This window comes from Acidovorax sp. M2(2025) (assembly GCF_049330835.1).
GTDB lineage: Bacteria > Pseudomonadota > Gammaproteobacteria > Burkholderiales > Burkholderiaceae_C > Acidovorax.
Genome location: NZ_CP186262.1, coordinates 2,282,052 through 2,306,433, shown reverse-complemented (window position 1 = coordinate 2,306,433; position 24,382 = coordinate 2,282,052). Strand labels below are relative to the sequence as shown.

At 69.1% G+C, this 24,382-nt stretch carries 22 protein-coding genes; 6 read left to right on the top strand and 16 right to left on the bottom strand.

Translation table 11 applies throughout. From position 1 onward, the window contains the following. Positions 1-30: 30 nt before the first annotated feature. Positions 31-387: an RnfH family protein gene (locus tag ACOYR3_RS10680; RefSeq protein WP_422846401.1), complete on the bottom strand. Its 357-nt coding sequence runs from the start codon at positions 385-387 to the stop codon at positions 31-33. Continuing rightward, positions 380-820: a type II toxin-antitoxin system RatA family toxin gene (locus ACOYR3_RS10675; protein WP_422846400.1), complete on the bottom strand. Its 441-nt coding sequence runs from the start codon at positions 818-820 to the stop codon at positions 380-382. The genes ACOYR3_RS10680 and ACOYR3_RS10675 overlap by 8 nt, the downstream gene beginning before the upstream one ends. A 128-nt stretch (positions 821-948) precedes the next feature. Here ACOYR3_RS10675 and smpB point away from each other — a divergent pair, with 128 nt between their 5' ends. The 4 genes from smpB to ACOYR3_RS10655 all read left to right on the top strand — a co-directional run bounded on the left by smpB (position 949) and on the right by ACOYR3_RS10655 (position 3,425). Then, positions 949-1,422, top strand: coding sequence for an SsrA-binding protein SmpB (gene smpB / locus ACOYR3_RS10670; protein ID WP_291485364.1), 474 nt, complete (start codon positions 949-951; stop codon positions 1,420-1,422). Positions 1,423-1,549: 127 nt separating this feature from the next. Further along, positions 1,550-1,939: a hypothetical protein gene (locus ACOYR3_RS10665; RefSeq protein WP_422846399.1), complete on the top strand. Its 390-nt coding sequence runs from the start codon at positions 1,550-1,552 to the stop codon at positions 1,937-1,939. A gap of 35 nt (positions 1,940-1,974) precedes the next feature. Beyond that, positions 1,975-2,499, top strand: a complete 525-nt coding sequence (locus tag ACOYR3_RS10660; protein WP_422846398.1) for an RNA polymerase sigma factor — start codon at positions 1,975-1,977, stop codon at positions 2,497-2,499. Between the two features lie 26 nt (positions 2,500-2,525). Next, entirely contained in the window at positions 2,526-3,425 is a 900-nt protein-coding gene (locus tag ACOYR3_RS10655) for an anti-sigma factor family protein (protein ID WP_422846397.1), read from the top strand. 13 nt (positions 3,426-3,438) lie between these two features. Here the strand turns inward: ACOYR3_RS10655 and ACOYR3_RS10650 are convergent, their stop codons facing one another. The 12 genes from ACOYR3_RS10650 to ACOYR3_RS10595 all read right to left on the bottom strand — a co-directional run bounded on the left by ACOYR3_RS10650 (position 3,439) and on the right by ACOYR3_RS10595 (position 20,304). Then, on the bottom strand, positions 3,439-4,533 hold the full coding sequence (locus tag ACOYR3_RS10650) for an enoyl-CoA hydratase/isomerase family protein (RefSeq protein WP_422846396.1): 1,095 nt from the start codon (positions 4,531-4,533) through the stop codon (positions 3,439-3,441). Continuing rightward, positions 4,530-5,405 (bottom strand): DMT family transporter, encoded by an 876-nt coding sequence (locus ACOYR3_RS10645; protein ID WP_422846395.1) that lies wholly within the window; start codon positions 5,403-5,405, stop codon positions 4,530-4,532. The genes ACOYR3_RS10650 and ACOYR3_RS10645 overlap by 4 nt, the downstream gene beginning before the upstream one ends. Positions 5,406-5,475: 70 nt before the next feature. Next, entirely contained in the window at positions 5,476-7,302 is a 1,827-nt protein-coding gene (gene typA, locus ACOYR3_RS10640; protein ID WP_422846394.1) for a translational GTPase TypA, read from the bottom strand. A gap of 18 nt (positions 7,303-7,320) precedes the next feature. Continuing rightward, positions 7,321-8,301, bottom strand: a complete 981-nt coding sequence (gene truB / locus ACOYR3_RS10635) for a tRNA pseudouridine(55) synthase TruB (protein WP_422846393.1) — start codon at positions 8,299-8,301, stop codon at positions 7,321-7,323. Further along, positions 8,298-8,678 carry a 30S ribosome-binding factor RbfA gene (gene rbfA / locus ACOYR3_RS10630; protein ID WP_422846392.1) on the bottom strand — a complete coding sequence of 127 codons (381 nt, stop codon included), beginning with the start codon at positions 8,676-8,678 and terminating at the stop codon, positions 8,298-8,300. The genes truB and rbfA overlap by 4 nt, the downstream gene beginning before the upstream one ends. A 165-nt stretch (positions 8,679-8,843) precedes the next feature. After that, positions 8,844-11,714, bottom strand: a complete 2,871-nt coding sequence (gene infB, locus ACOYR3_RS10625) for a translation initiation factor IF-2 (RefSeq protein ID WP_422846391.1) — start codon at positions 11,712-11,714, stop codon at positions 8,844-8,846. Positions 11,715-11,738: 24 nt separating this feature from the next. Continuing rightward, a complete protein-coding gene (nusA, locus tag ACOYR3_RS10620) occupies positions 11,739-13,223 on the bottom strand; it encodes a transcription termination factor NusA (RefSeq protein ID WP_422846390.1) in 1,485 nt (494 codons plus the stop codon). Between the two features lie 85 nt (positions 13,224-13,308). Beyond that, the gene (gene rimP, locus ACOYR3_RS10615) at positions 13,309-13,911 is read right to left on the bottom strand and encodes a ribosome maturation factor RimP (protein ID WP_422846389.1); all 603 of its coding nucleotides are present in this window, start codon (positions 13,909-13,911) and stop codon (positions 13,309-13,311) included. A gap of 330 nt (positions 13,912-14,241) precedes the next feature. After that, positions 14,242-17,619 carry an SNF2-related protein gene (locus ACOYR3_RS10610; RefSeq protein WP_422846569.1) on the bottom strand — a complete coding sequence of 1,126 codons (3,378 nt, stop codon included), beginning with the start codon at positions 17,617-17,619 and terminating at the stop codon, positions 14,242-14,244. 157 nt (positions 17,620-17,776) lie between these two features. After that, complete coding sequence (locus tag ACOYR3_RS10605; RefSeq protein ID WP_422846388.1) at positions 17,777-18,178, bottom strand: thioredoxin family protein; 402 nt, start codon at positions 18,176-18,178, stop codon at positions 17,777-17,779. A 47-nt stretch (positions 18,179-18,225) separates the two neighbouring features. Next, positions 18,226-19,506: a c-type cytochrome gene (locus ACOYR3_RS10600; protein ID WP_422846387.1), complete on the bottom strand. Its 1,281-nt coding sequence runs from the start codon at positions 19,504-19,506 to the stop codon at positions 18,226-18,228. Between the two features lie 15 nt (positions 19,507-19,521). Further along, positions 19,522-20,304: a c-type cytochrome gene (locus tag ACOYR3_RS10595; RefSeq protein ID WP_422846386.1), complete on the bottom strand. Its 783-nt coding sequence runs from the start codon at positions 20,302-20,304 to the stop codon at positions 19,522-19,524. Positions 20,305-20,469: 165 nt separating this feature from the next. Here ACOYR3_RS10595 and ACOYR3_RS10590 point away from each other — a divergent pair, with 165 nt between their 5' ends. Both ACOYR3_RS10590 and ACOYR3_RS10585 read left to right on the top strand, forming a co-directional pair. Then, positions 20,470-21,939 (top strand): PLP-dependent aminotransferase family protein, encoded by a 1,470-nt coding sequence (locus tag ACOYR3_RS10590; RefSeq protein WP_422846385.1) that lies wholly within the window; start codon positions 20,470-20,472, stop codon positions 21,937-21,939. Positions 21,940-22,150: 211 nt separating this feature from the next. Next, entirely contained in the window at positions 22,151-22,507 is a 357-nt protein-coding gene (locus tag ACOYR3_RS10585) for a hypothetical protein (protein ID WP_422846384.1), read from the top strand. A gap of 31 nt (positions 22,508-22,538) precedes the next feature. Here ACOYR3_RS10585 and ACOYR3_RS10580 read toward each other — a convergent pair whose 3' ends face one another. Together ACOYR3_RS10580 and ACOYR3_RS10575 are read right to left on the bottom strand one after the other, a co-directional pair. Beyond that, on the bottom strand, positions 22,539-23,108 hold the full coding sequence (locus ACOYR3_RS10580) for a sugar O-acetyltransferase (RefSeq protein WP_422846383.1): 570 nt from the start codon (positions 23,106-23,108) through the stop codon (positions 22,539-22,541). 82 nt (positions 23,109-23,190) lie between these two features. Next, on the bottom strand, positions 23,191-24,354 hold the full coding sequence (locus ACOYR3_RS10575; protein WP_422846382.1) for a Gfo/Idh/MocA family protein: 1,164 nt from the start codon (positions 24,352-24,354) through the stop codon (positions 23,191-23,193). Positions 24,355-24,382 lie beyond the last annotated feature (28 nt).

Below are 24,382 nucleotides of genomic sequence, written 5' to 3'. Positions count from 1 at the left end.
CAAACGCACGGGCGCCCGCCAGCCCGTGCCTCAGTACCCCGCCTTGCCCCCCGGCCGCTGGCGGGCGAACAAACCGGTGGAACGCGCGCCCTGACGCGCAAAGCGCTCGCGGCGCGCCACCTTCGGGTCCACCACCAGCGGGCGGTAAACCTCCACGCGGTCCCCGTCCCGGACAGGTGCCTGCGCCGCCGCTGCGCGCCCCCAGATCCCCAGTGCCGGCCCGCCGTCCGGCGGCAGCGTCCAGCCCTGGGCCGTGGCGCAGGCCTGCAGTGCGTCGGCCACCGTGGCGCCTTCGGGCAGGTCCACCACGCCTTCCTGCGTCTTCCGCGGCCCCAGGCACACCACGACGGTGATGCGCAGCGGGGGCCGGCCCTGCGGTTCAGCCATAGACCTGCTCGGCACGCTTGACGAAGGCGTCCACCATGCTGCCCGCGATGCGGTCGAACACCGGCCCCACCAGCGCTGCCAGCGCGGAGCTGTCAAACCCGTAGTTCAGCAGCAGCTCCACCTTGCAGGCGCGCTGCGAGCCATCACCCACCGGATGGAAGTGCCAGTCGCCGTCGAGGCGCGAAAAGGGCCCCTTGACCAGGTGCATCTGCACGCGGCGGCCTGCCTCGTGCGTGTTGCGTGTCACGAAGGTCTGGCGGATGCCGCTGAAGGCGATGCCCACCTCGGCGGTCATGCCGGTGTCCGTGCGCTCGAGCACGGCCGCGCGGTCGCACCAGGGCAGGAACTGGGGGTAATGCTCCACCCCGGTCACCAGGGAAAACATCTCTTCGGGGCTGTACCAGATGAGGACGGACTTGTGGACGGTTTTCATGCAGGATGCTGGCTTGGCGTCCTGCAGGGGCAAGGCGGGCCAGGGAACTAGAATCGCGGGTCTTTGAACGGCCACAATTGTATGTACGGAGATCTTTTGTCTCCCGCTGGAAGCCGCATCTGAACCCCATGGCCAAGAAACCCGACGCTCCCGCCCGCATTGCCGAGAACAAGAAGGCGGCATTCAACTATTTCTTCGAGGAACGCCACGAGGCGGGCATGGTGCTGCACGGCTGGGAAGTCAAGGCCCTGCGCGAGGGCAAGGTGCAGCTGACCGACGGCTACGTGCTGATCCGCGACGGCGAGCTGTACCTGCTGGGCTGCCTCATCCACCCGCTCAAGACGGCGTCCACCCACGTCAACCCGGAATCCGCCCGCACCAAGAAGCTGCTGCTCAAGAAGGACGAGATCAAGCGCCTGATCGGCAAGGTGGAGCAAAAGGGCTACACGCTGGTGCCGCTGAACCTGCACTGGAAGAATGGCTTTGTGAAGTGCGAGATCGCGCTGGCCAAGGGCAAGGCCGAGCACGACAAGCGCGACACCATCAAGGACCGCGAGGGCAAGCGCGAGGTGGAGCGGGCGATGAAGAGCCGCAACCGCTGACCCCGGCACGGCCCACGCAGCGCGCGCTGCAGGTTTTTTCCGGCAAGATGGAATAAATCCCTGGGCCCATGTGTTTATCCGAGCGTCAGGCCCCCATTGCGGCCTGCGCCCCGACCTGGAGAAACCCATGAAGAAATTGCAGCTTGTCCCGACGATCGCCCTCTCCCTGACGTTGACGGTGCTTGCCGGCTGTGCCTCCGGCTATGGCGGCAGCGCAGCGCCCGTGAAGACCGTGGACGGCGTGCTGGTGGGCGCCAACGGCATGACGCTCTACACCTTTGACCGCGACGCGGCCGGCAGCGGCAAGTCGGTGTGCAACGGCCCGTGCGCGGCCAACTGGCCGCCGCTGGTGGCCAGCACCGCGCCCGGCGGGGACTACACCCTGGTGACGCGCGACGACGGCAAGACGCAGCTGGCCTACAAGGGCAAGCCGCTGTACTACTGGGCCAAGGACGCCAAGCCCGGCGACAAGACCGGTGACGGCGTGAACCAGGTCTGGCATACCGCCCGGCCCTGAGCCCAGCCTGCAGGCCGAAACCCTGCCGCCGCCGGATGAATCGCGCCCAGGTGCTCGAACAGCTGCCCGGCCTGCGCCGCTATGCGCGCATGCTGACGGGCGACGCCTGGGCGGCCGATGACCTGGTGCAGGACACGCTGGAGCGCGCGTGCAGCAAATGGCGGCTGTGGCGGCCCGGCAGCGACCTGCGTGCCTGGCTGTTCACCCTGATGCACAACCTGTACCTCAACCAGCGCCGGGCCACGCCCACTCTCGCGGCCGTGGACATTGACGAGGTACAGGAACACCTGCCGGGCGCCAGCGGGCCCGCCGATGAGACGCTGCTGGACCTGGAGCGCTGCCTGCAGCGCCTGCCCGCCGAGCAGCGCGCCGTGCTTCTGCTGGTGACGGTGGAAGACATGGCCTATGAAGACACGGCACGCATTCTGGACATCCCCGTGGGCACGGTGATGTCGCGCCTCTCGCGGGCGCGCACGCGGCTGGCGGCGCTGATGGACCACACGCCCGCAGCCCGCCCCGCCTCACGCCGCGAATCCCCGGGCCTGCGCCGCCTGAAGTGAAAAACCCACCGCCCCCTTGCCACGCCATGGACCCGAACAGCCGCCCCGCCGCCTGCACCGATGACGACCGCCAAGACGCCTGGCATGCGCTGGTGGACGGCCGGCTGCCGCCCGAGCAGGCGCAGGCGCTGCGGCAACAACTGGCCGGCGACCCGGCGGCGCAGCAGACGCTGGCCCGCTGGCAGCAACAGCGGGCGCAGCTGCGGGCCCTGCACGAGGACCTGCAGCACGCGCCCGTGCCCGAGGCGCTGGTGCAGGCCGCGCTGGCCGCCGTGGACGGACAGGCACGGCAGCGCGCCCGCTGGTGGCGCTGGGGCGGCATGGCCGCCTCCGTGCTGGCAGCGTTCGGGCTGGGCTGGTCGGGACACGGCCATTGGGCCACGCAGCGCGCAGGCATTGCCGCCACGGGTGCACCGAGCTCATCCGCGGGCCTGCTGGCCGTGGCCCCGGTCCAGCGCTTTGCCCAGCAGGCCGCCGTGGCGCACGCGGTGTACCAGCCCGAGGTGCGCCACCCGGTGGAAGTGACGGCCGCGCAGCAGGAGCACCTGGTGCAGTGGCTCTCCAAGCGGCTGGACCGCCCGCTCAAGGTGCCCGTGCTGGCCGCACAGGGCTACGAGCTGGTGGGCGGGCGGCTGCTGCCGGGCGACAGCGGGGCGCGCGCGCAGTTCATGTACCAGAACGGCGCGGGCCAGCGCATCACGCTGTACCTGGGCGCCTTGGCCGCGCCCGCCGCGCAGGCGCCCGGCCGGGGTGCGGAGCGCCCTGGCCTGCCGCTGCCGCAAGCCGCCTTCCAGTTCACGCAGGAAGGGCCGGTGCCCGGGTTCTACTGGGTGGACCAGGGCTTCGGCTATGCGCTGAGCGGGCAGCTGTCGCGGGCCGAGCTGCTGGCGCTGGCAAACAGCGTCTACCAGCAGCTGCAGCCGTAATCGACCCAACCGCTCAGGCCAGCGACGCCAGCGGGTGCGCGTGCGCGGGCCAGGGGCTCACGAAGAACGGCGCCACCATCGCAGGCGTCACGTCTTCGATGCGCGCCGGATTCCACTGCGGAGCATGGTCCTTGTCCACGGCCAGGGCGCGGATACCCTCCACCGTTTCGCTCTGGCCGGGGCGCAGGTAGAAGCAGTGGCGCACCATGTCGCGCTCCATGCGCAGGTCGTCGGCCAGGCCCATGCCGCGGGCGCGGCGGATCTGCTCCAGCACCACGTGCAGCATCAGCGGCGAGCGCTTGCGCAGCGTGGCCGCCGTGTGGCGCGCCCAGTCGCTGTCGGCGGCTTCCAGGGCGGCGATCATCGCGCCCACGGTGGGCAGCGAGAATATTTGGTCGATTTGCCCTCTAGTGCTTATGTGGTGAGCGCTGGTAGCTACAAATTTTGAAGCAACAAAGGCCTTGACGGCCGCTCCGTCCGCAAAGCTCTGCGTGGCCAGGGCGTCCCAGACCGCGGCCTGCTGGTCGGCGGGCAGGCAGCCGTCGGCCAGGCGGCTTTCGATGGCGTCGCCCGCGCCGATGGTGTCGCCCGTCAGCGCCAGCCACTCGCCCACATGGCCGGGGCAGCGGCTCAGGAAGTACCCGCCGCCCACGTCAGGAAACAGGCCGATGGCCGTCTCGGGCATGGCCATCTTGGTGCGCTCCGTCACCACGCGCAGGGCCGCGCCCTGGCTGATGCCCATGCCGCCGCCCATCACGATGCCGTCCATGAAGGCGATGTAGGGCTTGGCGTAGTTGTGGATCAGGTGGTTGAGGGCGTATTCCTCGGTGAAGAAGTCTTCCAGCTGCGGGTTGCCCTGGCTGCCCGCCTGGTGCAGGAAGCGGATGTCGCCGCCCGCGCAGAAGGCGCCGAACGGCCCTTCCTTGTTGCTGCCGCGGATGGCCACCGCCAGCACGCGCGCATCGTTCTGCCAGGCCAGCAGGATGCCCATCAGGTCACGCACCATGCCCAGCGACAGCGCATTGAGCGCGCGCGGCCGGTTCAGCGTGATGAAACCCACCTGCCCACGCACTTCGCTCAGCACTTCGGGCACTACCGTCTCCGTCATTTTTGTTCCTTCCAGCCTAAGAGTTCGTTGAAAACCAGCGCGCCGATCACCAGCGCGCCTCCCGCCAGCACCGCCGGGGCGGGCTTCTCGCCCGCGCCCAGCCATGCCAGCAGAATGCCAAAGATCACTTCCAGCAAGCCCAGCAGCGCCATCTCGGGCGCCTTGAGCACCCGGCCGCAGCGCACGGCCAGCACGCAGGGAATCGCCAATTGCACCACGCCCAGCAGCGCCAGGAGCGCCAGGTCGTGCCCGGAGGCCTGGAACGGCGTCGCCAGCGGCAGCGTGGCCACCACCGAGATCACCGCCCCCACCAGCACGGCGGGAACCAGGTCCACCGCGTGGCCGTGGCGTTGCGAGTGTTGCACGACCGTCCAGTTCACGGCGGCAGCCACCGGCACGCACAGGGCCACCAGCGTGCCAGCCCAGGGCAGGCCCGCCATCTGCGAGCCATACATCCACGCAATGCCCAGCCCCGCCAGCGCAATCGCCACCCAGGTGCGCGGCGCGATGCGGTGCCCGATGAAAAGCCAAGAAAACAGCGCGGTGAGCAGCGGGCCCACCGCCATCGTCACCAGCACATTGGCCACCGGCATCAGCACCAGGGCCACCATGAAGGCGGTGAACATCACGCTCCAGCACACGCCCGAGATCCACAGGGCCCGCCCGCTGTGGCGCATGGAGGTGAACACCGCCCGGCCCTGCAGGGTGGGCAGGATGACCAGCAGCGATACCAGCGTGAAAAAGCTGCGCCAGAAGGTCACCTCAAAACTCGCCGCGTGCTCCAGGTGGCGCGTGACCACCCCGGCAATCGACCACATCAGGGTCACGGCCACCATCAGCAGCACGGCCCGGGAATGCGTGAGTTTCAACATGGGTTTGCGTGGGTTCAGACGGAAAAAAGGCCACTGCGTGGCAGTGGCCCTTTCGGAAACGCCGAGCTTATCAAGAACGGCTGGCGCGCTTGCGCTCGTTCTCGCTCAGGTGGCGCTTGCGCAGGCGCACGCTCTTGGGCGTGATTTCGACCAGCTCGTCGTCCTCGATGAATTCCACGCCGTATTCCAGCGTGAGGTCGATCGGGGGCGTGATCTTGATCGCGTCTTCCTTGCCCGAGACGCGGAAGTTGGTCAGCTGCTTGGTGCGGGTGGCGTTCACGACCAGGTCGTTGTCGCGGCTGTGGATGCCGACGATCATGCCTTCGTACACCGGGTCGCCGGCCTTCACGAACATGCGGCCGCGGTCGTCCAGCTTGCCCAGGGCGTAGGTGAAGATTTCACCGTCGTCCATGGAGATCAGCACGCCGTTCTTGCGGCCGCCGATGTCGCCCTTGTGGGGCTCGTAGCCGTCGAAGATGTTGCTGATCAGGCCCGAGCCGCGCGTGAGGTTCAGGAACTCGTTGGTGAAGCCGATCAGGCCCCGGGCCGGAATGCGGTACTCCAGGCGCACGCGGCCACGGCCGTCCGGCTCCATGTTCACCAGCTCGCCCTTGCGCTCGCCCAGGGCCTGCATCACGCCGCCCTGGTGGCCTTCCTCGATGTCGGCCGTCACCAGCTCGATTGGCTCGTGCTTCTCGCCGTTGACCTCCTTGAACACCACGCGGGGCTTGGACACGGCCAGCTCGTAGCCTTCGCGGCGCATGTTTTCCAGCAGGATGGTCAGGTGCAGTTCGCCGCGGCCGGACACTTCAAAAATGCCGTCCTCGTCGGTTTCCTTCACGCGCAGGGCCACGTTGTGCTGCAGTTCCTTCTGCAGGCGGTCCCAGATCTGGCGGCTGGTCACGAACTTGCCTTCGCGGCCGGCCAGGGGCGAGGTGTTCACGCAGAAGTTCATGGTCAGCGTGGGCTCGTCCACCCGCAGCATGGGCAGCGGGGCCGGGTTGTTGGGGTCGGTCACGGTCACGCCGATGCCGATCTCGTCAATGCCGTTGATCAGCACGATGTCGCCGGGGCCGGCTTCGGGCGTCTGCATGCGGTCCAGGCCCTGGAAGGTCAGCACCTGGTTGATGCGGCCCTTGGTGGACTTGCCGTCCGGACCTTCCATCACCAGCACGTCCATGCCGGGCTTGATGGTGCCCTGGCTGATGCGGCCCACGCCGATGCGGCCCACGAAGGTGGAGAAGTCCAGCGCAGAGATCTGCAGCTGCAGCGGCGCCGTGGGGTCGCCCGAGTTCGGCGGCACGTGCTTGAGGATGGTGTTGAACAGGGCCGACATGTCGGGGCCCCATTGCTCGCCCGGCGCGCCTTCTTCCAGCGACGACCAGCCGTTGATGCCCGAGGCGTACACCACGGGGAAGTCCAGCTGCTCGTCCGTGGCGCCCAGCTTGTCGAACAGGTCGAACGCGGCGTTGATCACCTTGTCGGGCGCGGCGCCCGGCTTGTCCACCTTGTTGACCACCACGATGGGCTTGAGGCCCAGGGCCAGCGCCTTCTTGGTCACGAAGCGCGTCTGGGGCATGGGACCTTCCTGCGCGTCGATCAGCAGCACCACGCCGTCCACCATGGACAGGGCGCGCTCCACCTCGCCGCCGAAGTCCGCGTGGCCGGGGGTGTCCACGATGTTGATGTGCGTGCCTTCCCAGCTCACGGCGCAGTTCTTGGCCAGGATGGTGATGCCGCGCTCGCGTTCGATGGCGTTGTTGTCCATCACCGTGTCCACCACCTTCTCGTGGTCGGCAAAGGTGCCGGACTGGCGCAGCAGCTGGTCCACCATGGTGGTCTTGCCATGGTCCACGTGGGCAATGATGGCAATGTTGCGGATTTGTTTCGTCGTCATAGTTTTCCCAATGTGCCGCTAGTTCGTGTGTAGGCGCGGCGTGCCTTCCAGAATCTGTTGAATTTCCAGCGGAGACAGCAGCCGGTCTGGTATCAGCTCGCCCCCCGCGATGTGCCCCACGCCCAGCAGCGCGCGCGGCTTGTCGCCAAACACCGCCACGGCGGGCGCGTCCGGCCAGGCCCCGCGCCGGCGCACGCCGGACAGGAACCGGGCAGCATTCTCGCTGTCCAGCGTGACAGGCACATGCTGTGCCAGCAGCGATTCGGCCGGCTCCAGCGCCGCAGTGCGCGCGGCCTCGTCCATGGCCTCCAGCGCCGCCAGCGTGATGCAGCGCTCCACGCCCAGCCCGCCGGTGTCGATGCGGCGCAGGAACACCAGGTGCGCACCGCAGCCCAGGGCGGCACCGATGTCCTCGCCCAGCGTGCGGATGTAGGTGCCCTTGCTGCAAGTCACTACCATTTTGATAGCTGGTAGCGCTTGCTCAGTCTGCGTCAGGGCCAGTTTCAATGCATGAATCACCACGTCGCGCGCGGGCCGCTCCACGGCAATGCCTGCGCGGGCGTACTCATACAGCGCCTTGCCGTCCTTCTTGAGGGCGCTGTGCATGGGCGGCACCTGCCGGATGGGCCCGGTGAACTGCTGCTGCACGGCGGCCAGGCGCTCGGGGGTGAGCTGTGCGGGGTCGACCTCGCGGCGCTCCAGCACCTCGCCCTCGGCATCGCCCGTGGCGGTGGTCACGCCCAGCAGGGCAACGGCCTCGTACGTCTTGGGCGCATTGAGCTGCAGTTGGCTGAACTTGGTGGCCGCACCAAAACACAGCGGCAGCACGCCGCTGGCCAGTGGGTCCAGCGTGCCGGTGTGGCCCGCCTTTTCGGCCCGCAGCAGCCACTTCGCCTTTTGCAAGGCGTCATTGCTGGACAGGCCCAGGGGTTTGTCGAGCAGCAGCACTCCGTGCACCGGGCGCCGCTGCACCCGGGTGCGGGGAGCGCGCTCGGTCATGCGTCCTCGCCGTCTTTGGAGCGGGAAGCCACGGCGCGCGCGATCAGCGCATTCATGTCCGCCGCACGCTCGGTGGTGCGGTCGAACACGAAGTGCAGCGTGGGCACCGTGTGGATGTGCAGGCGCTTGAACAGGCCGTTGCGCAGGAAGCCTGCGGCCTGGTTCAGCGCCGCCTGGGTTTCCTCAGGGTCGCCCGTGAGCAGGCTGAAGAACACCTTGGCATGCGCGTAATCGGGCGTCACCTCCACGCCCTGCAGCGTCACCATGCCCACGCGCGGGTCTTTCAACTCGCGCGCGATCAGCTCCGTCAGATCGCGCTGGATCTGATCGGCCACCTTGAAGGCGCGGTTGGCAGTGGAGGGCTTCTTTGCAGCCATATCAATCTCCCTTCGCTGGCCGCAGTTCCGGCATCGCGTGGTTCTCACGCGGCGCAGACCAGCGCCCCCGCACAAGGGCCGCCCCGCAGTGCTGGGGGCGTCCCCCTCCCGACTCGCGCAGCGGGTCGAGAGAGGGGGAAGGCGCGAAGCGACTCAGGGGGTGCTTCATAGCGTTCTTGCGATTTCCTTGATTTCGAAGAACTCGAGCTGGTCGCCTTCCTTGATGTCGTTGTAGTTGCGCAGCTTGATACCGCACTCGAAGCCTTCCTTGACTTCCTTGACATCGTCCTTAAGGCGGCGCACGGACTCGACTTCGCCGGTGTAGATGACCACGTTGTCGCGCAGCAGGCGGAACTTGCAGTTGCGCGTGACCTGGCCGGAGGTGACGTACGAACCCGCCACCGTACCGATCTTGGAGGCCACGAACACGGTGCGGATCTCGGCCGTGCCGAGGGCTTCTTCGCGCTGCTCGGGTGCCAGCATGCCGGACATGGCGGCCTTCAGCTCATCCACGGCGTCGTAGATGATGTTGTAGTAGTGCAGATCCACGTCGCTCGACTCGGCCAGCTTGCGCGCGCCGGCGTCGGCACGCACGTTGAAGCCGATCACGATGGCCTTGGAGGCAATCGCCAGGTTCACGTCGGACTCGCTGATACCGCCCACGCCCGCATAGACCAGCTGCACGCGGATCTCGTCGGTGGAGAGCTTGAGCAGCGAGGCTGCCAGCGCTTCCTGCGAGCCCTGCACGTCCGCCTTGATGATGATGGGCAGGGTCTGCACCTCGCCCGCGGTCATCTCGGAGAACACGTTCTCCAGCTTGGCGGCCTGCTGCTTGGCCAGCTTGGTGTTGCGGAACTTGCCGGCACGGTAGGTCGCGATTTCGCGCGCACGGCGCTCGTCGGACAGCACCATGAACTCGTCGCCCGCCTGCGGCACGTCCGACAGGCCCTGGATTTCCACGGGAATCGAGGGGCCCGCCGTCTTGGCCGGCTTGCCGTTTTCGTCCAGCATGGCGCGTACGCGGCCGGAGGTCTGGCCTGCCAGCACCACGTCGCCCACCTTCAGCGTGCCGGACTGCACCAGCACCGTGGCCACCGGGCCGCGGCCCTTGTCCAGCTGCGCTTCGATCACCAGACCCTTGGCCAGGGCATCCACCGGGGCCTTGAGTTCCAGCACTTCGGCCTGCAGCAGCACCTGCTCCAACAGTTCGTCGATGCCCATGCCGGTCTTGGACGACACGGCCACGAAGGGCGAATCACCGCCGTATTCTTCGGGCACCACTTCCTCGACCACCAGCTCCTGCTTCACGCGCTCGGGGTTGGCATCGGGCTTGTCGGCCTTGGTGATGGCGACCACGATGGGCACGCCAGCCGCCTTCGCGTGCTTGATGGCTTCCTTGGTCTGGGGCATGACGCCGTCGTCAGCCGCCACCACCAGGATGACGATGTCGGTGGCCTGCGCACCGCGGGCCCGCATGGCCGTGAAGGCCTCGTGACCGGGGGTATCCAGGAACGACACCATGCCGCGCGGCGTTTCCACGTGGTAGGCACCGATGTGCTGGGTGATGCCGCCGGCTTCGCCCGCAGCGACCTTGGCGCGGCGGATGTAGTCCAGCAGCGAGGTCTTGCCGTGGTCCACGTGGCCCATGACGGTAACCACGGGAGCGCGGGGCAGCACCTCGGCGTCCTGTTGGCCCACTTCGTCGTCGGTAAAGGCTTCCGGATCGTCCAGCGCCGCCACCACGGCCTTGTGGCCCATTTCTTCCACCACGATCATCGCGGTGTCCTGGTCCAGCGGCTGGTTGATGGTGACCATCTGGCCCATCTTCATCAGGGCCTTGATGACCTCGGAGGCCTTGATGGACATCTTGTGCGCCAGTTCGGCCACGGTGATGGTCTCGGGCACATGCACTTCCAGCACGCGCGCTTCCACCGGCGCGGATGCGTGGTGGTCGTCGCGCTGGTCGCGGTCGTTGCCGCGGCGGCCACGCGGGCCGGCGCGCCAGTTGTTGCGCCCCACGCCACCGCTGCTGTCGCCGCGGGTCTTGATTTCCTTTTTCTTGGCCGTGTCGTTGGCCCAGCTGGACGACAGCTTGGCCGACTTGACTTCCTTGCCGCTGCCGGGCGCACCACCGGTGCCGGCAGGGGCCGCCGTACGGCCGGTGCCCGTGCCCACGGCAGGCTTGTGCAGCGTGCCCTTCTTCGCGTCGCCCGCTGCGGCAGGCTTGGCGGCCGGCTTGGGCTCTTCGGGCTTCTTGGCCACCATGACCGACTTCTTGGGCGCGGCCATCATGGCGCGGATGGCCTCGGCCTCCGCCAGGGCCTTGCGGCGGCGCTCTTCCAGGTCGCGGGCGCGGGCGGCTTCCTCTTCGGCGCGGGTCTTGGCCTCGGCGGCGGCCTTTTCACGGGCCTCGGCCTGGGCGGCGGCGCGTGCGGCGGCTTCGGCAGCCTGCTCACGCGTCTGCTCTTCCTTCACGGCGGAGGCCTGGGCCTTCTTCTCGGCTTCCTGGGCTGCGTAGGCGGCCGCGCGCTCTTCGGCTTCGCGCTCGCGCTTTTCGCGCGCTTCGCGTTCCGCGCGCTTCTCGGCCAGCTCCGCCTCCTGGCGGCGGATCAGCTCGGCCTGGCGGCGGGCTTCTTCCTCGCGGCGGGCCAGGTCCTGGTCTTCGCTCGACACCATGGGCTCCTCCACGGCGGCTTCACGCGCTTGCGCTGCAGGCGAGGACGCCTCGGCGCCCTCATCGCGCTGGATGAACGTGCGCTTCTTGCGCACTTCCACCTGGATGGTGCGCGCCTTGCCGGTGGCATCCGCCTGCTTGATCTCGCTCGTGGACTTCTTCACCAGCGTGATCTTCTTGCGGTCTGCGGACGCCGTGCCGTGGCTGGCTTGCAGGTAAGCCAGCAGCTTCTGCTTGTCCGACTCGGTCAAGGCGTCGGAAGGGGCGGCCTTGCCCACGCCAGCGGCCTTGAGCTGGTCGAGCAGGGTTTCAGGCGATTTCTTGAGTTCGCTGGCGAACTCGGCGACAGTATTACTGGACATATATGGTTCGTGCCTCCCTGACCTTTACTCTTGCCCTGCGAACCAGTGTTCGCGCGCCTTCATGATCAAGGCCTTGGCATCCTCAGGAGACTGTCCGGTCAGGTCGGTCAGCTCATCAATGGCCAGATCGGCCAGGTCGTCACGCGTGTGCACTCCGCCCTCGGCCAGCTTGGTAATCAGCTCGGGGGTCAGGCCTTCCAGGTCCCGCAGGTCCTGGGAAACCGCGTCCACGCTTTCCTCGCGTGCGATTTCCATCGTCAGCAGGGCATCCTTGGCGCGGGCGCGCAGCTCGTTGACGGTGTCTTCATCGAACGCTTCGATCTCCAGCATTTCCTGCAGCGGCACATAGGCCACTTCTTCCAGGCTGGTAAAGCCTTCGGAAATCAGGATGTCGGCGATTTCCTCGTCCACATCCAGCTTTTCCATGAACAGCTTGCGGGCCGTGTCGGTCTCGTTGGCCTGCTTCTGGGCGCTCTCGGCGGCGTCCATGATGTTGATCTTCCAGCCCGTCAGGTCGGACGCCAGGCGCACGTTCTGCCCGCCGCGGCCGATGGCGATGGCCAGGTTTTCCTCGTCCACCACCACGTCCATGGCGTGCTTTTCTTCATCGACCACGATGGAGGACACGTTGGCCGGGGCCAGCGCACCGATCACGAACTGCGCCGGGTCCTCGGACCACAGCACGATGTCCACGCGCTCGCCGGCGAGCTCGTTGGTCACCGCATTCACGCGGGTGCCGCGCACGCCCACGCAGGTGCCGATGGGGTCCACGCGCTTGTCGTGCGAGAGCACGGCGATCTTGGCGCGCGAGCCGGGGTCGCGGGCGCAGGACTTGATCTCCAGCAGGCCCTGCTCGATCTCGGGCACTTCGTTGCGGAAGAGCTCGATCATGAATTCAGGCGCCGAGCGCGACAGGATGATGGGCGCGCCGCGCAGGGTCAGGTCCACTTCCATGATCATGGCCCGCACGCGGTCGCCGCTGCGCAGGTTTTCCTTGGGGATCATCTCGGAGCGGCGCAGGCGGCCTTCCACGCGGCCGGATTCGACAATGATGTCGCCCTTGTCCATGCGCTTGACGGTGCCGGTGAAGATCTTCTCGCCGCGCGACATGAAGTCGTTGAGCAGCATTTCGCGCTCGGCGTCGCGGATCTTCTGCAGGATGACCTGCTTGGCGGCCATGGCGCCGATGCGGCCGATGGGAACCGACTCGACGCCTTCCTCGATGTACTCGCCCACCTCGATGTCAGGGATGCGCTCTTTGGCATCCATGAGCAGCTCTTCGGCGTCGGGGTTTTGCAGGCCCGCATCGTCGGGCACCACCAGCCAGCGGCGGAAAGTCTCGTAGTTGCCGCTGTCGCGGTCGATGGACACGCGGATGTCCACATCGCCCTGGTAGAGCTTCTTGGTAGCCTGGGCCAGGGCGGACTCCACGGCGCCCAAGACCACATCACGCTCCACGTTCTTCTCGCGCGAAATGGCCTCAACCAACATCAACAATTCGCGATTCATGCGACGACTCTCCTGTTTCAATCACCTGAGGGCAGTGGCGGCATCCCGCAGCCCCACCCCGTCTATTCAGCAGCTCAAGCCAGGCTCAGGCCGGGGCTGGCCCCGCCTTGCCTGCACGTCCCTTGAAGTCCACGATGGGCGCCAGCCGGGCGTCCTTGAGCTCATCCAGGGTGAAGCCCAGCGCCTGCAACGGTGCGGGCACGCGCTTCTTGCTCACTCTTTGGCCGGGTTTCACCGGGGGCTCGTCGCTCCAGACGATCTGCCAGCCGCCGGTTTCGGCACGCTCGAGCGTGCCGCGAAATTTCTTGCGCGTGGCATTGACCTGCCCCGCCGCTGCGGCGCCAATGGGCGCCTTCAGGGTGATGTCGATGACCGAGCCCGCGAAGCGCACGAAGTCCTGTTCGTGGCGCAGGGGGCGGTCGATGCCGGGGGAGGACACCTCCAGGCGCTTGTACTCGACGCCGTCCACCTCCAGCGCAAACTGCAGCTGGCGTGTGACCTTCTCGCAGTCTTCCACCGTGACGAACTGTTCCAGGAGGGGCGCGGCAGGGGCTGCGGCCTCGGCAGCCGGCGGCGCCCACGGCAAATCGATGGTGATGCGCAGCAAGCCTCCGGCAGAGCGCTCGATCTCCACCAGGTCATACCCCAGGCCCGTCACGGTTTGTTCAACGATTTGCTGCAATGCCACTTACTTGCGTTCCGTCCCGAAAAATCACACAACTTGCGCCCACGGGCCCCAGGCCCACACGTTTGCGCAAATCCAAAACAAAAAACCCGATAACCCCCGGAGACCCGTCCCCGACAGCTTCGAGCTCCAAAAGATTGCGACCAAAAAAAACGGGCGGTTGGTACCCGCCCGTTTGGTCGTGAGGCTCTTATTGTAGCGCGTAACGCATTGATTTGCAAAGACAGTGCGCACTGCGAGCGCCGCAGGCTGTTGTTAACACGCCAGTGGGGCGGGCTCGCTGGCATGGGGCCAAGAGCCAAACGCCCGCGCGGGGTCTGCCAGGGCTTGTTGCTACAGCGACGATAGGGGCTGCAGCAGTTCGGCCAGGTCGCTTTCGGTAAACAAGGGCTCCTTGCGCGCCGCAGCCTCTCTGTAGAGGCTGCCCGCGAGCTGCGCCTTGCGCTCCTGCAGCGCCAGGATGCGCTCCTCGATCGTGCCCTGGGCCACCAGTTTCACCACCCACACGCTCTGCGTCTGGCCAATGCGATGGGCACGGTCGGTGGCCTGGCTTTCCACCGCCGGGTTCCACCAGGGGTCGAAATGGATCACGGTGTCGGCCTGCGGCAGGTTCAGCCCCACTCCGCCCGCCTTGAGGCTGATGAGGAACAGCGGCACCTGCCCGCTGGTGAACCGCTCGATGATCGCGTCGCGCTTTTGGCTCTGCCCCGTGAGCTTGACCCAGGGCATGCCCTGCTTCTTCAGCTCGGCCTCGATCAGCGTGAGCATGCTGGTGAACTGCGAGAACAGCAGGATGCGCCGCCCCTCGGCCAGCATCTCGGGCAGCAGGGCCATGAGCTGTTCCAGCTTGGCCGATGCCTTGACCTTCTTGGCGGCATCCAGCGGCACCAGCGCGGGATGGCAGCACACCTGGCGCAGCTTGAGCAAGGCGTCCAGGATGGTGATCTGCGACTTGGCAAGGCCCTTGGTCTGCAGCGCCTCGCGCACGGTTTTTTCCGTGCCCAGGCGGATGGTTTCGTACAGGTCGGCCTGGGCGCCGGCCAGCTCCACGAGCATCACCGATTCCACCTTGGGGGGCAGTTCGCCGGCCACCAGATCCTTGGTCCGCCGCAGCATGAAGGGCGTCACGCGGGCGCGCAGCTGCGCCAGGCGGGCGGTGTCGCCCTGCTTTTCGATGGGGTTGCGAAACAGCTCCTTGAAGCGCTGCTCGCTGCCCAGAAAGCCGGGCATCAGGAAGTGGAACAGGCTCCAGATTTCGCCCAGGTGGTTTTCCATGGGCGTGCCCGACAGGCACAGGCGGTGGCGCGCCTTCAGCGCGCCCACCACCTGCGCGGCCTGGGTGCTGGCGTTCTTGATGTTCTGGGCCTCGTCCAGCACCACCAGGTGCCAGGGCTGCGCCAGCCAGCGTTCGCGGTCGCGCTGCAGCAGCGAATAGGGGGCGATGACGAGGTCGTGCTCGGCCACCGCATCGGCCACGGCGTGGCGGTCCGCGCCGTGCAGCACCATGCAACGCAGGCCGGGGCAAAAGCGCGCGGCCTCGCGCTGCCAATTGCCCATCAGGCTCACGGGTGCGATCACCAGGGCCGGGTCGCTCAGGCGGCCCGCGTCTTTTTCGACCTGGATGTGGGCCAGCGTCTGCAGCGTCTTGCCCAGGCCCATGTCGTCGGCCAGCACCCCGGCCAGGCCGTGGGCGCGCAGGAACTGCAACCAGTTCAGGCCCTGCTGCTGGTATGGCCGCAAGGTGGCCTTCACGCCCGCAGGCACGGGCACTGTGGGCAGCGCCCGGGCGCCGCGCAGCTGCGCCACCAGGGCCTGCAGCGCATCGGCGCCCCGCCATGCCACGCCCTCGCCCCGCGCGCCCTCCCCCACTGCGGCGCTGGTGCGCAGCGCATCCATGCGCGAGAGCTGGAGGCTGTCGCTGCTGAAGTCGTGCGCGCGATCACCCACCAGGTCCAGCAGGGCCGCCATCCAGGGGCGCAGCACGTCGGTCGGCACCCGCACAAAACCCGGTGCGCCCACACCTGGCAGGTAGGCAAACGGCGGCAGCTGCGGCAGGCCCGTGGCGGGGTCGGGCGGCTGCTGGGCGGCGGCGGCGATCAGCATGGGCAGCAGCGGCAGGATGTTGTGGCGCACACCATGGACTTCGATGCCCAGCGAGAGCGCAAACCAGGGCGAGGCGGCCTCGTCCTCAGCTTCGCCACCGGGCTGCAGCGTCACCTCCAGGGTGTCGGCATGGGCGATCCAGCCATTCAATGCGCCATCCAGCGTCAGCTCAAAACCGGCCTCGCGCAACACCGAGAAGCCGTTGTCACACCAGCGCAGCCAGTCTTCCTGCGATGCGTCGCCGGGGATGCCGAACAGGCCGTCGTCCGTCCCCAGGAGGCCCAGGTCCATCAGGCGCTCGATGGCGTCCAGCTCCGCCGCCGCATCGCGCTGCAGCAGCACCTGGCCGCCATCGGCGCCCGGCACCAGCACCCGCAGGTCCTGCCCGGCCCACCAGCCCGCGTGGCCCTGGTAGTCAAAGCGCAGCTGCGCGGTGATGAGACCCAGGTCCGGCACCTCGGCCTCGGGCACAGGCGCCAGGTACAGGCGTGCCAGGGGCTTCACGCCCTGCACCCGCGTGAGGGGGCTGAGCACCGGCGGCAAGGGCAGCCAGCCGCCCAGGCGGCTGGCCACATCGGCATGGTGCTTTTGCAGCGCGGCGGTGCCCAAAGGCGGCGCTTGCAGGAGCAGTTGCAGCTGTGCGGCGCTCAGGCCCTCGGCCAGCACGGGGCCGCACAGGCCCAGGTCGGTGTCCAGGTACAGCGGCGGGTCGTTGGCGCACAGCGTGGCGCTGTGGCTGGGCAGGCGGGCGTGCAGGCGCCAGGCACTGTCGCCTGCTGCCTGGGGGGCCGGAGCCTCGTGCCAGGTCCAGGCAACGGACAGCGGCTCGCCCCAGCGCAACGGCGCGCCCACGGTGGAGCCGCCCGCATCGGCAAACAGACGGCCAGCGGCGGACGCCTGCTGCAGCGCCAGCAGGCCCACGGCGCCCTCCAGCACGCCCGACGGCGCGCCGCTGTAGGCCGAGTAATAGCCCACGCTGCGCGGCATGGCGCGCAGCAGTTGCAGCAGCTGGCGGTCGGCGTCGGTGGCGCGGTCGTACACCGCCTGGCCGGGGCCGGGCTGGGTGCGGATGGCCTTGGGCTTGGCCCAGCCGCCGGTGCGCTTGGGATAGGAGACGACGGCCTCGATCTGCAGCTGCGGCGCACCGGAGCGCGACCGGCCCACCGTCGAAAGCAGGTAGAGGTAGCGCTCCGGCGGGTGTGACCGCGCGCCCAGCGCGGACGGCGTGGCGTTGTCAACGGCAACGTCCCAATCGTTCAACCAGCGCAGCAGCCGGGCCTCTGCCTCGGCGCGCGGCTGGGCTGCCACGCGCTCCTGCATGGCCTGCAGCGCCCGCGCTGTCTGGGGCGAAGGCGAGGTTGCCGGATCTGGACGCAGTTGCGCGGCCTTCAGCGTCAGGGCGACGGCGTGCTTGCAGTCCTCTCCCACCGGGCAGGTGCAGTTGCCCGACCAGGACCGGACCTGGCCGTTGGGCGCCAGCACCAGCTCCACCGACGACTCGTACGGCTCAGGCGCGGTCCCCTGCACTTCGCCGCCGATGCGCCACACCCCTTCGCCGTCCGCATCCACCGTGATGCTGACAACGGCGGACTGCCGGAAAAGGCCCATGCCGCGCGACCAGGCGCCTTTGTCGCAGTGGGCCTGCAGCGAACCGATGGAAAGGGAAGGAGCGGAGGAGGCGGTCACCAATGCAAGAAAAAATGCCGCCAGCGCTTTAGCATAAAGCGCCGGCAGCTATCAAAAAATGAGCATTCAAGCCGCGGTGTTACCTACTGCGCGCGGCGCGCACCCGCTCGAACACGCCCTGCGCCTCGCCCCCCAACCCTGCGCCGCCCGGAGCGGCCGCCCGCAGGCTGGCCAGCAGCCGCTCCAGCACCGGCGCCTGCGGCAGCAGTGGGCCCAGGAACCGTGCGCGCTGGCCGTCGGCGATCAGCAGCGTGGGGAAGGTCTCCACGTCCAGGTCGCCCGCCAGGTCCGATTCATCCTCGATGTCCACCCATTCAAAACGCACCTCGGGATGCGCGCGGGCCAGTTCGTCGAACAGGGGACGATAGATGCCGCAGGTGCCGCACCAGGCCGCGCACAGGCATACAGCCCACCAGCCGCCGGGCGGGGTGGCCGCGGGGCTTGAGGGGGCGGACGGGGGCAGTGCGGCGGGGCTGGACATCAAACGGGCTCCTGGGGCGAACACGGCGGGCCCTTGCGCAAGGCCCGCTACAAGCCGCGCCGTTCCCGGGCGCGGTAGACCTCGATGGTACCCACCCCGGGCGCCTGGTTGCCCCACTGGTTGCGCACAAAGGTGGCGACGGCGGCGATCTCCTCGTCCGACAGCACCTGCTGGAAGGGCGGCATGCCGTGCGGGCGCGGGTTGCCCGCCGTGGCCGGCAGGTACCCGCCCTGCAGCACCACGCGCACCAGATTGGTCGGGTCGGCCAGGGTCACGGCGCGGTTGCCGGCCAGCGCAGGGAAGGCCCCGGGCTCGCCCTGCCCCTGCGCGCCGTGGCAGGCGGCGCAGCGCTGCTCGTACACCTTGGCGCCCCGTGCCATCGCCGCGGCGGGTGGCGCGGGCGGCGGCGCGCGCTCCGCCGGCGGCTGCTGCGGCAGGGCCTGCAGGTACACGGCCATGGCGCGGGCGTCGGCATCGGTCAGGTACTGCGTGCTGCGGAACACCACCTCGGCCATGGGGCCCAGCACCGCGCCCTGCGGGGCCACGCCGGTCTGCAGCAGCGCGGCCACGTCTTCGGTGCGCCAGTCCTTCACGCCGGCCTCATGCGCGGCGTTCAGCGCGGGGGCATACCAGTTCTGCACGGGGATCAGGCCGCCGCTGAAGGCCCGCGCGTCGCTGGTGGCGCCCAGCGCGTTGCGCGGCGTGTGGCAGGCGGTGCAGTGGCCCAGGCCGTTGACCAGGTACGCGCCGCGGTTGACTTCGGCCGTCTGCGTGGGCTCGTGCCTGGGAGCCCCGGGCGCGAAGAACAGTGCACGCCACACCCCTAGCGCCGCCTGCGTGCTGTACGGAAAGCGCAGCGCATGCGGCCGGTTGGGCTCGGCCACGGGCGGCAGGCTTTGCAGGTAGGCAAAGATGGCGTCCGCGTCCTCGCGCGTGACCTGGGTGTAGTTGGGGTACGGAAAGGCAGGGTACAGCAGCCGCCCGTCCTTGCTGCGGCCGTGGTGCAGCGCGCGCCAGAACTCGGCGGAGGTCCAGTCGCCCAGGCCGTGCGCCTTGTCGGGCGTGAGGTTGGAGCTGTGCACCACGCCAAACGGCGTTTCGATGCCGCGCCCGCCCGCATAGGGCGCGCCGCCCTGCGCGGTGTGGCAGGCCATGCAGTTGCCCACGCGGGCCAGGTATTCGCCGCGCTGCACCAGCGCGGGCGTGGACTGCAGGGTTTCGGTGGCGGGCAGTGGCTCCTCGCCGCGCAGGTTCAGCGTGACCAGCGCGGCGGCCGCGACGCCCAGGGCCGCCAGCACGGAAGAGATCGTCCAGAAGATGCGTTGCATTCCAGCCCCCCTCCCTCAGCGCGCCGCCACGGGCACATCGGCCACGCCGCCGCAGCGGGCGGGCATGGCGGCGGGGAGATGGTTCGCGGGCTTGCCGCCGGCCGGCACCGGCTGGGCCGCCAGCCAGGCGGACGCGGCACTGACCTCCTCGGGCGTGAGCTGGCGCGCAATGGCGGCCATGCAGTCGGGCGGCTGGGTGCGGCGCTGGCCGGTCTTCCAGGCGCCGAGCTGGCTGTTGAGGTAGTCGCGCGGCAGCCCCAGCAGGCCCGGGATGGACGGCGCCACGCCCGTCATCGCCGCGCCGTGGCAGGCCACGCAGGCCGGGAGCTTGCGGGCGGCGTCGCCCTGTTGCACCAGCTTGCGGCCCTGCTCCAGCATGGCGGGCGGGGCCTGCGGCGGCGGGGGCGGCGGATAGGGCAGGTCCAGCGCGGCAAAGTGCTCGGCCATCTCGCGCAGGTAGTCGTCGGTCAGGTGCTCGATGAGGTAGCCCATCTGCGGGTAGCTGCGCCGCCCGTCGCGGAAGTTGAGCAACTGGTTGGCCAGGTAGCCGGCCGGCTTGCCGGCAATGCGGGGGAAGTAGCCGTCGGGCGTGGCCCGGCCTTCCTTGCCGTGGCACACGGTGCAGGCCAGCACGCGCGAAGCCATGCCGCTGCCCACCGGCACCGCGGGCGCAGGCGCGCCCGCCGGCGACGGCGAAGACGGGGATGCGGACGAACCCGCCGGGGGCGCGGCCAGGGCCGCCGCTGCGGCCGTGGCCGCCAGGCCCAGGGCCAGCCAGCGGCACAGGAAATCGATCATGGGCAACAAAAAAGTTGGGGGCTAGGAGGACAAGAAAAGCCAGCCCGCACTCTACGCTGCCCCTCCAACCCAGTACAGATTCAGTTTCGAACTAAAAATACGGATCAGTTGCGCCCTGCCGTCCTACCCCCTCTTCTCCCTCCTCCCCGCCTTGCCCCACTTGCCATGAAGCGCTACGAACGCCACGCCGACGCGCTGGCCCAGCTCATCCACAGCGGCGCCCTGCGCCCGGGCGACCGCATGCCCTCGGTGCGCGAGGCCAGCCGCACGCGCGGCATCAGCCCGTCCACCGTGTTCGCGGCGTACTACCTGCTGGAGGCGCAGGGGCTGATCCACGCACGCCCCCGCTCGGGCTACTACGTCAACGGCAGCAACGCCCTGCCCGGTGCGGCCGGCGGCGAGCGCCCGGCCGAGCCGCTGCCTTCGCAGCCCGCCAGCACCTCCACCGGCGTGGCGATCAGCGACCTGGTGTTCGAGGTGCTGGGCCAGGCCCGCGACAGCGCCCTGGTGCCGCTGGGCTCGGCCTTCCCGGGGCCGGAGCTGTTTCCGCTGGAGCGGCTGGCGCGGTGCCTGTCCGGCGGCATGCGCCGGCTGGACCCAGCGAGCATCGTGCAGAGCCTGCCGCCCGGCGATGAGCGCCTGCGCCAGCAGATTGCGCGGCGCTACGGCCTGCACGGCACGCCGGTGGAGGTGGACGAGATCCTCATCACCAACGGCGCCATGGAAGCGCTGAACCTGTGCCTGGAGGCCGTCACCCAGCCGGGGGACGTGGTGGTGGTGGAATCGCCCACCTTCTACGCCGCGCTGCAGGCGCTGGAGCGGCTGAACCTGCAGGCGCTGGAGATCGCCACCCACCCGCGCGACGGCATCGACCTGGCCGCGCTGGCCGAGGCACTGCAGCGCCAGCCGCCCCGGCAGCCCATCAAGGCCTGCTGGCTGATGCCCAGCTTCCAGAACCCGCTGGGCAGCCTGATGCCGGAGGGCAAGAAGCGCGAGCTGGTCGCCCTGCTGGCGCGCCACGGCGTGCCGCTGATCGAGGACGACGTGTACGGCGAGCTGCACTACGGCCCCCAGCGCCCGCTGCCCGCCAAGGCATTCGACACCCAGGGGCTGGTGATGCACTGCAGCTCCTTCAGCAAAAGCCTGGCGCCCGGCTACCGTGTGGGCTGGGTGGCGGCGGGCCGGCAGGCCACGGCGGTGCAGCGCCTGAAGCTCATGACCACGCTCTCGGCCGCCACGCCCTCGCAGCTGGCGCTGTCCGAATACCTGGCCCAGGGCGGCTACGACCGGCACCTGCGCCAGCTGCGCCGCAGCCTGGCCGAGCAGCAGGCCACCGCCCTGGCCGCGGTGGCGGCGCACTTTCCGCCCGGCACGCGGGTGTCGCGGCCCGAGGGCGGCTACTTCCTGTGGGTGGAGCTGCCGCCCGCCCTCAACGCACTGCACCTGCACCGCCACGCGCTGCAGCACGGCATCAGCCTGGCGCCGGGGCAGCTCTTTTCGGCCGACCAGCGCTTTGCCCATTGCGTGCGCATCAACTACGGCCACCCGGCCCAGGGCCGCCTGGTGCCCGCGCTGGAGTGCGTGGGCCGGCTGGCGTCGGCGCTCCTGAAAGAGGAGCTGCCAGCGCTTGACTGATAAGCGCTAGCGCCCGTTTTTGACCAAAATCAACGCCTGCCACACAACGGCTTGCACCCCGCTGACAAAGCCCCGCCCTGTTGGTTGCGCCCAACCTCGGGTTCTCCCGGCTTTGGCATGCGGCTTGCAACGGCATACTGGCGCGCGCCCACCGGACGGACCCGCGCCCCCGCAGTGCACCGCTCCGCCCCTTCTCCTTGCCGTAATTTCAATGGCCCACCCGCCCCACTCCGTGCCGTTCCTGACCGTGGAAGACGAAGACGACTGGGTCGTCTCGTTCGCGCTGGGTCCGCTGGGCGCGCCGCGCCTCACGCTGGTGCGCACGCCGCACCTCGAATTCATGCTGCGCCCGGAGCAGCGCGGCGTGTCGGTGGGCGGCGTGGAAGCCGGCCAGCGCCCTGCCCTGCTGGTGGCCGTGCAGTGGGGCGCGCACCGCGTGGACGTGGTGTCCACCGCCCGGCGCTACAGCCTGGACATCAGCCGGGTGGACGGCGCCGCGCGCGCGGCCGCACTGCGCGTGCTGGGCAAGATGAACTTCGACCAGCGGTTCCAGCTCGGCAGCGCCTGAGCCGGCACCCGCACCAGCTCACACCCCCCACTCACACCACCAGCGCATCCAGCGGCCGCACCACCCGGCACGGATTGCCCGCCGCAAACACCCGCGCCGGCACATCGCGCGTGACCACGCTGCCCGCGCCGATCACCGCGCCATCCCCAATCGTCACGCCCGGGCAGACGATGGCGCCGCCGCCAATCCACACGTCCTCGCCGATGGTGATGGGCACGCCGAACTCCAGGCCCTTGGCGCGCTCCTGGGGCGACAAGGGGTGCGACGCGGTGTAGACCTGCACCCCGGGGCCCAGCAGCGTGCGTGCGCCGATGCGCACCGGCGCCACATCGAGCACCACGCAGTTGAAGTTGAAATACGCCCCTTCGCCGAGCGTGATGTTGTAGCCGTAGTCGCAATGAAAGGGCGGCGTGATGTACGCGCTGGCCGGCGCGCCGGGAACCAGCCGGCCGACCAGGTCCTGCAGGTAGCCGGGCGAATCGGCCCGCGCATGGTTGATGTCATGGCAAACCTGCCGCGCGCGCAGGCGGTCGGCGACGAGCTCCGGGTCGTTGGCGTTGTACAGCTCGCCGGCAATCATCTTGGATTTCTCGGTGGTCAAGGCAGGTCTCCCCGTTGCGCAGACAGGCCAGTGTCGTCCTCCCGCTGGCGCTGCGGCGTAGGACGCTGCCGCTGCCCGCCGGTTACCCCAGCGCCGTCCACTTGCGCTCGCTCGCGGCCGACTCCACCACCTTCTCGATGAAGTGCACGCCCAGTGCGCCGTCTTCCACGCGCGGGTAGTCGGCCGCCAGCGGGTCTGCAGCCACGCCCGATTGGCGCGCGCGGATGTCCGCCGCCACGCCCAGGTAGACGTTGGCAAAGGCCTCGATGAACGCCTCGGGGTGCCCCGCGGGAATGCGCCCGGCACGCAAGGCCGCCGGGCTGAGCCAGGGCGCGCCGCGGGTGAGGATGCGGCGCGGGCCGTCCACCGGCGAATGCACCAGGTGGTTGGGGTCTTCCTGCCGCCAGGTCAGCGTGCCCAGCGTGCCGGAGATTTGCAGCCGCAGGTCGTTCTCCAGCCCCGCCGCCACCTGCGACGCCACGATCATGCCGCGCGCCCCGCTGGCGTAGCGCAGCAGCAGCTGCGCGTCGTCGTCCAGCTGGCGGCCCGCGCCAAAGCGGGTGAGGTCGGCGCACAGCGCCTCCGGCCGCTGGCCGGTGACGGTGGCGGCCAGGTTCTCGGCGTGCGAGCCGATGTCGCCCATGGTGCCCACCGCGCCGCTGCGCGCCGGGTCCAGCCGCCAGTCGGCCTGCTTGTTGGCGCCGCCCTGCTCCACGGCCGTGGCCAGCCAGCCCTGGTTGTATTCGACGGTGATCTTGCGGATGGTGCCCAAAGCGCCGCTGTGCACCAGGTGGCGCGCCTCGCGCACCATGGGGTAGCCGGTGTAGTTGTAGGTGACGCCGAACACGGTGCCCTCCTTCTTCACCGCCGCCACCAGCTCATCGGCCTGTGCGCGGGTGTGCACCAGCGGCTTGTCGCACACCACGTGGAAGCCCGCCTGCACAAACGCCACCGCCACCGGGTGGTGCATGTGGTTGGGCGTGACGATGCTCACCAGGTCGATGCGTTCATGGGCGGGGCGGCGCAGCTCGTCGGCCAGCAGCTCTTGCCAGGTGCCGTGGTTGCGGCCATCCGCCAGGCCCAGTTCAGCGCCGGATGCGCGGGCCCGCTCGGGCGAGGACGACAGCGCGCCCGCCACCAGCTCGAACTGGCCGTCAAGCGCCATCGCCTTGCGGTGCACCGCGCCGATAAAGGCGCCCTGCCCGCCGCCGACCATGGCGTAGCGGAGCTTTCTTTCACTGGACATACGAAAAAGCCTTTGCTCGCTGTGTGTT

Bases quoted from the DNA above. Each gene is read 5' to 3' on its own strand.
- ACOYR3_RS10680 (WP_422846401.1), bottom strand. From the start codon at position 387: ATGGCTGAACCGCAGGGCCGGCCCCCGCTGCGCATCACCGTCGTGGTG.
- ACOYR3_RS10675 (WP_422846400.1), bottom strand. From the start codon at position 820: ATGAAAACCGTCCACAAGTCCGTCCTCATCTGGTACAGCCCCGAAGAG.
- smpB (WP_291485364.1), top strand. From the start codon at position 949: ATGGCCAAGAAACCCGACGCTCCCGCCCGCATTGCCGAGAACAAGAAG.
- ACOYR3_RS10665 (WP_422846399.1), top strand. From the start codon at position 1,550: ATGAAGAAATTGCAGCTTGTCCCGACGATCGCCCTCTCCCTGACGTTG.
- ACOYR3_RS10660 (WP_422846398.1), top strand. From the start codon at position 1,975: ATGAATCGCGCCCAGGTGCTCGAACAGCTGCCCGGCCTGCGCCGCTAT.
- ACOYR3_RS10655 (WP_422846397.1), top strand. From the start codon at position 2,526: ATGGACCCGAACAGCCGCCCCGCCGCCTGCACCGATGACGACCGCCAA.
- ACOYR3_RS10650 (WP_422846396.1), bottom strand. From the start codon at position 4,533: ATGACGGAGACGGTAGTGCCCGAAGTGCTGAGCGAAGTGCGTGGGCAG.
- ACOYR3_RS10645 (WP_422846395.1), bottom strand. From the start codon at position 5,405: ATGTTGAAACTCACGCATTCCCGGGCCGTGCTGCTGATGGTGGCCGTG.
- typA (WP_422846394.1), bottom strand. From the start codon at position 7,302: ATGACGACGAAACAAATCCGCAACATTGCCATCATTGCCCACGTGGAC.
- truB (WP_422846393.1), bottom strand. From the start codon at position 8,301: ATGACCGAGCGCGCTCCCCGCACCCGGGTGCAGCGGCGCCCGGTGCAC.
- rbfA (WP_422846392.1), bottom strand. From the start codon at position 8,678: ATGGCTGCAAAGAAGCCCTCCACTGCCAACCGCGCCTTCAAGGTGGCC.
- infB (WP_422846391.1), bottom strand. From the start codon at position 11,714: ATGTCCAGTAATACTGTCGCCGAGTTCGCCAGCGAACTCAAGAAATCG.
- nusA (WP_422846390.1), bottom strand. From the start codon at position 13,223: ATGAATCGCGAATTGTTGATGTTGGTTGAGGCCATTTCGCGCGAGAAG.
- ACOYR3_RS10610 (WP_422846569.1), bottom strand. From the start codon at position 17,619: ATGGGCCTTTTCCGGCAGTCCGCCGTTGTCAGCATCACGGTGGATGCG.
- ACOYR3_RS10605 (WP_422846388.1), bottom strand. From the start codon at position 18,178: ATGTCCAGCCCCGCCGCACTGCCCCCGTCCGCCCCCTCAAGCCCCGCG.
- ACOYR3_RS10600 (WP_422846387.1), bottom strand. From the start codon at position 19,506: ATGCAACGCATCTTCTGGACGATCTCTTCCGTGCTGGCGGCCCTGGGC.
- ACOYR3_RS10595 (WP_422846386.1), bottom strand. From the start codon at position 20,304: ATGATCGATTTCCTGTGCCGCTGGCTGGCCCTGGGCCTGGCGGCCACG.
- ACOYR3_RS10590 (WP_422846385.1), top strand. From the start codon at position 20,470: ATGAAGCGCTACGAACGCCACGCCGACGCGCTGGCCCAGCTCATCCAC.
- ACOYR3_RS10585 (WP_422846384.1), top strand. From the start codon at position 22,151: ATGGCCCACCCGCCCCACTCCGTGCCGTTCCTGACCGTGGAAGACGAA.
- ACOYR3_RS10575 (WP_422846382.1), bottom strand. From the start codon at position 24,354: ATGTCCAGTGAAAGAAAGCTCCGCTACGCCATGGTCGGCGGCGGGCAG.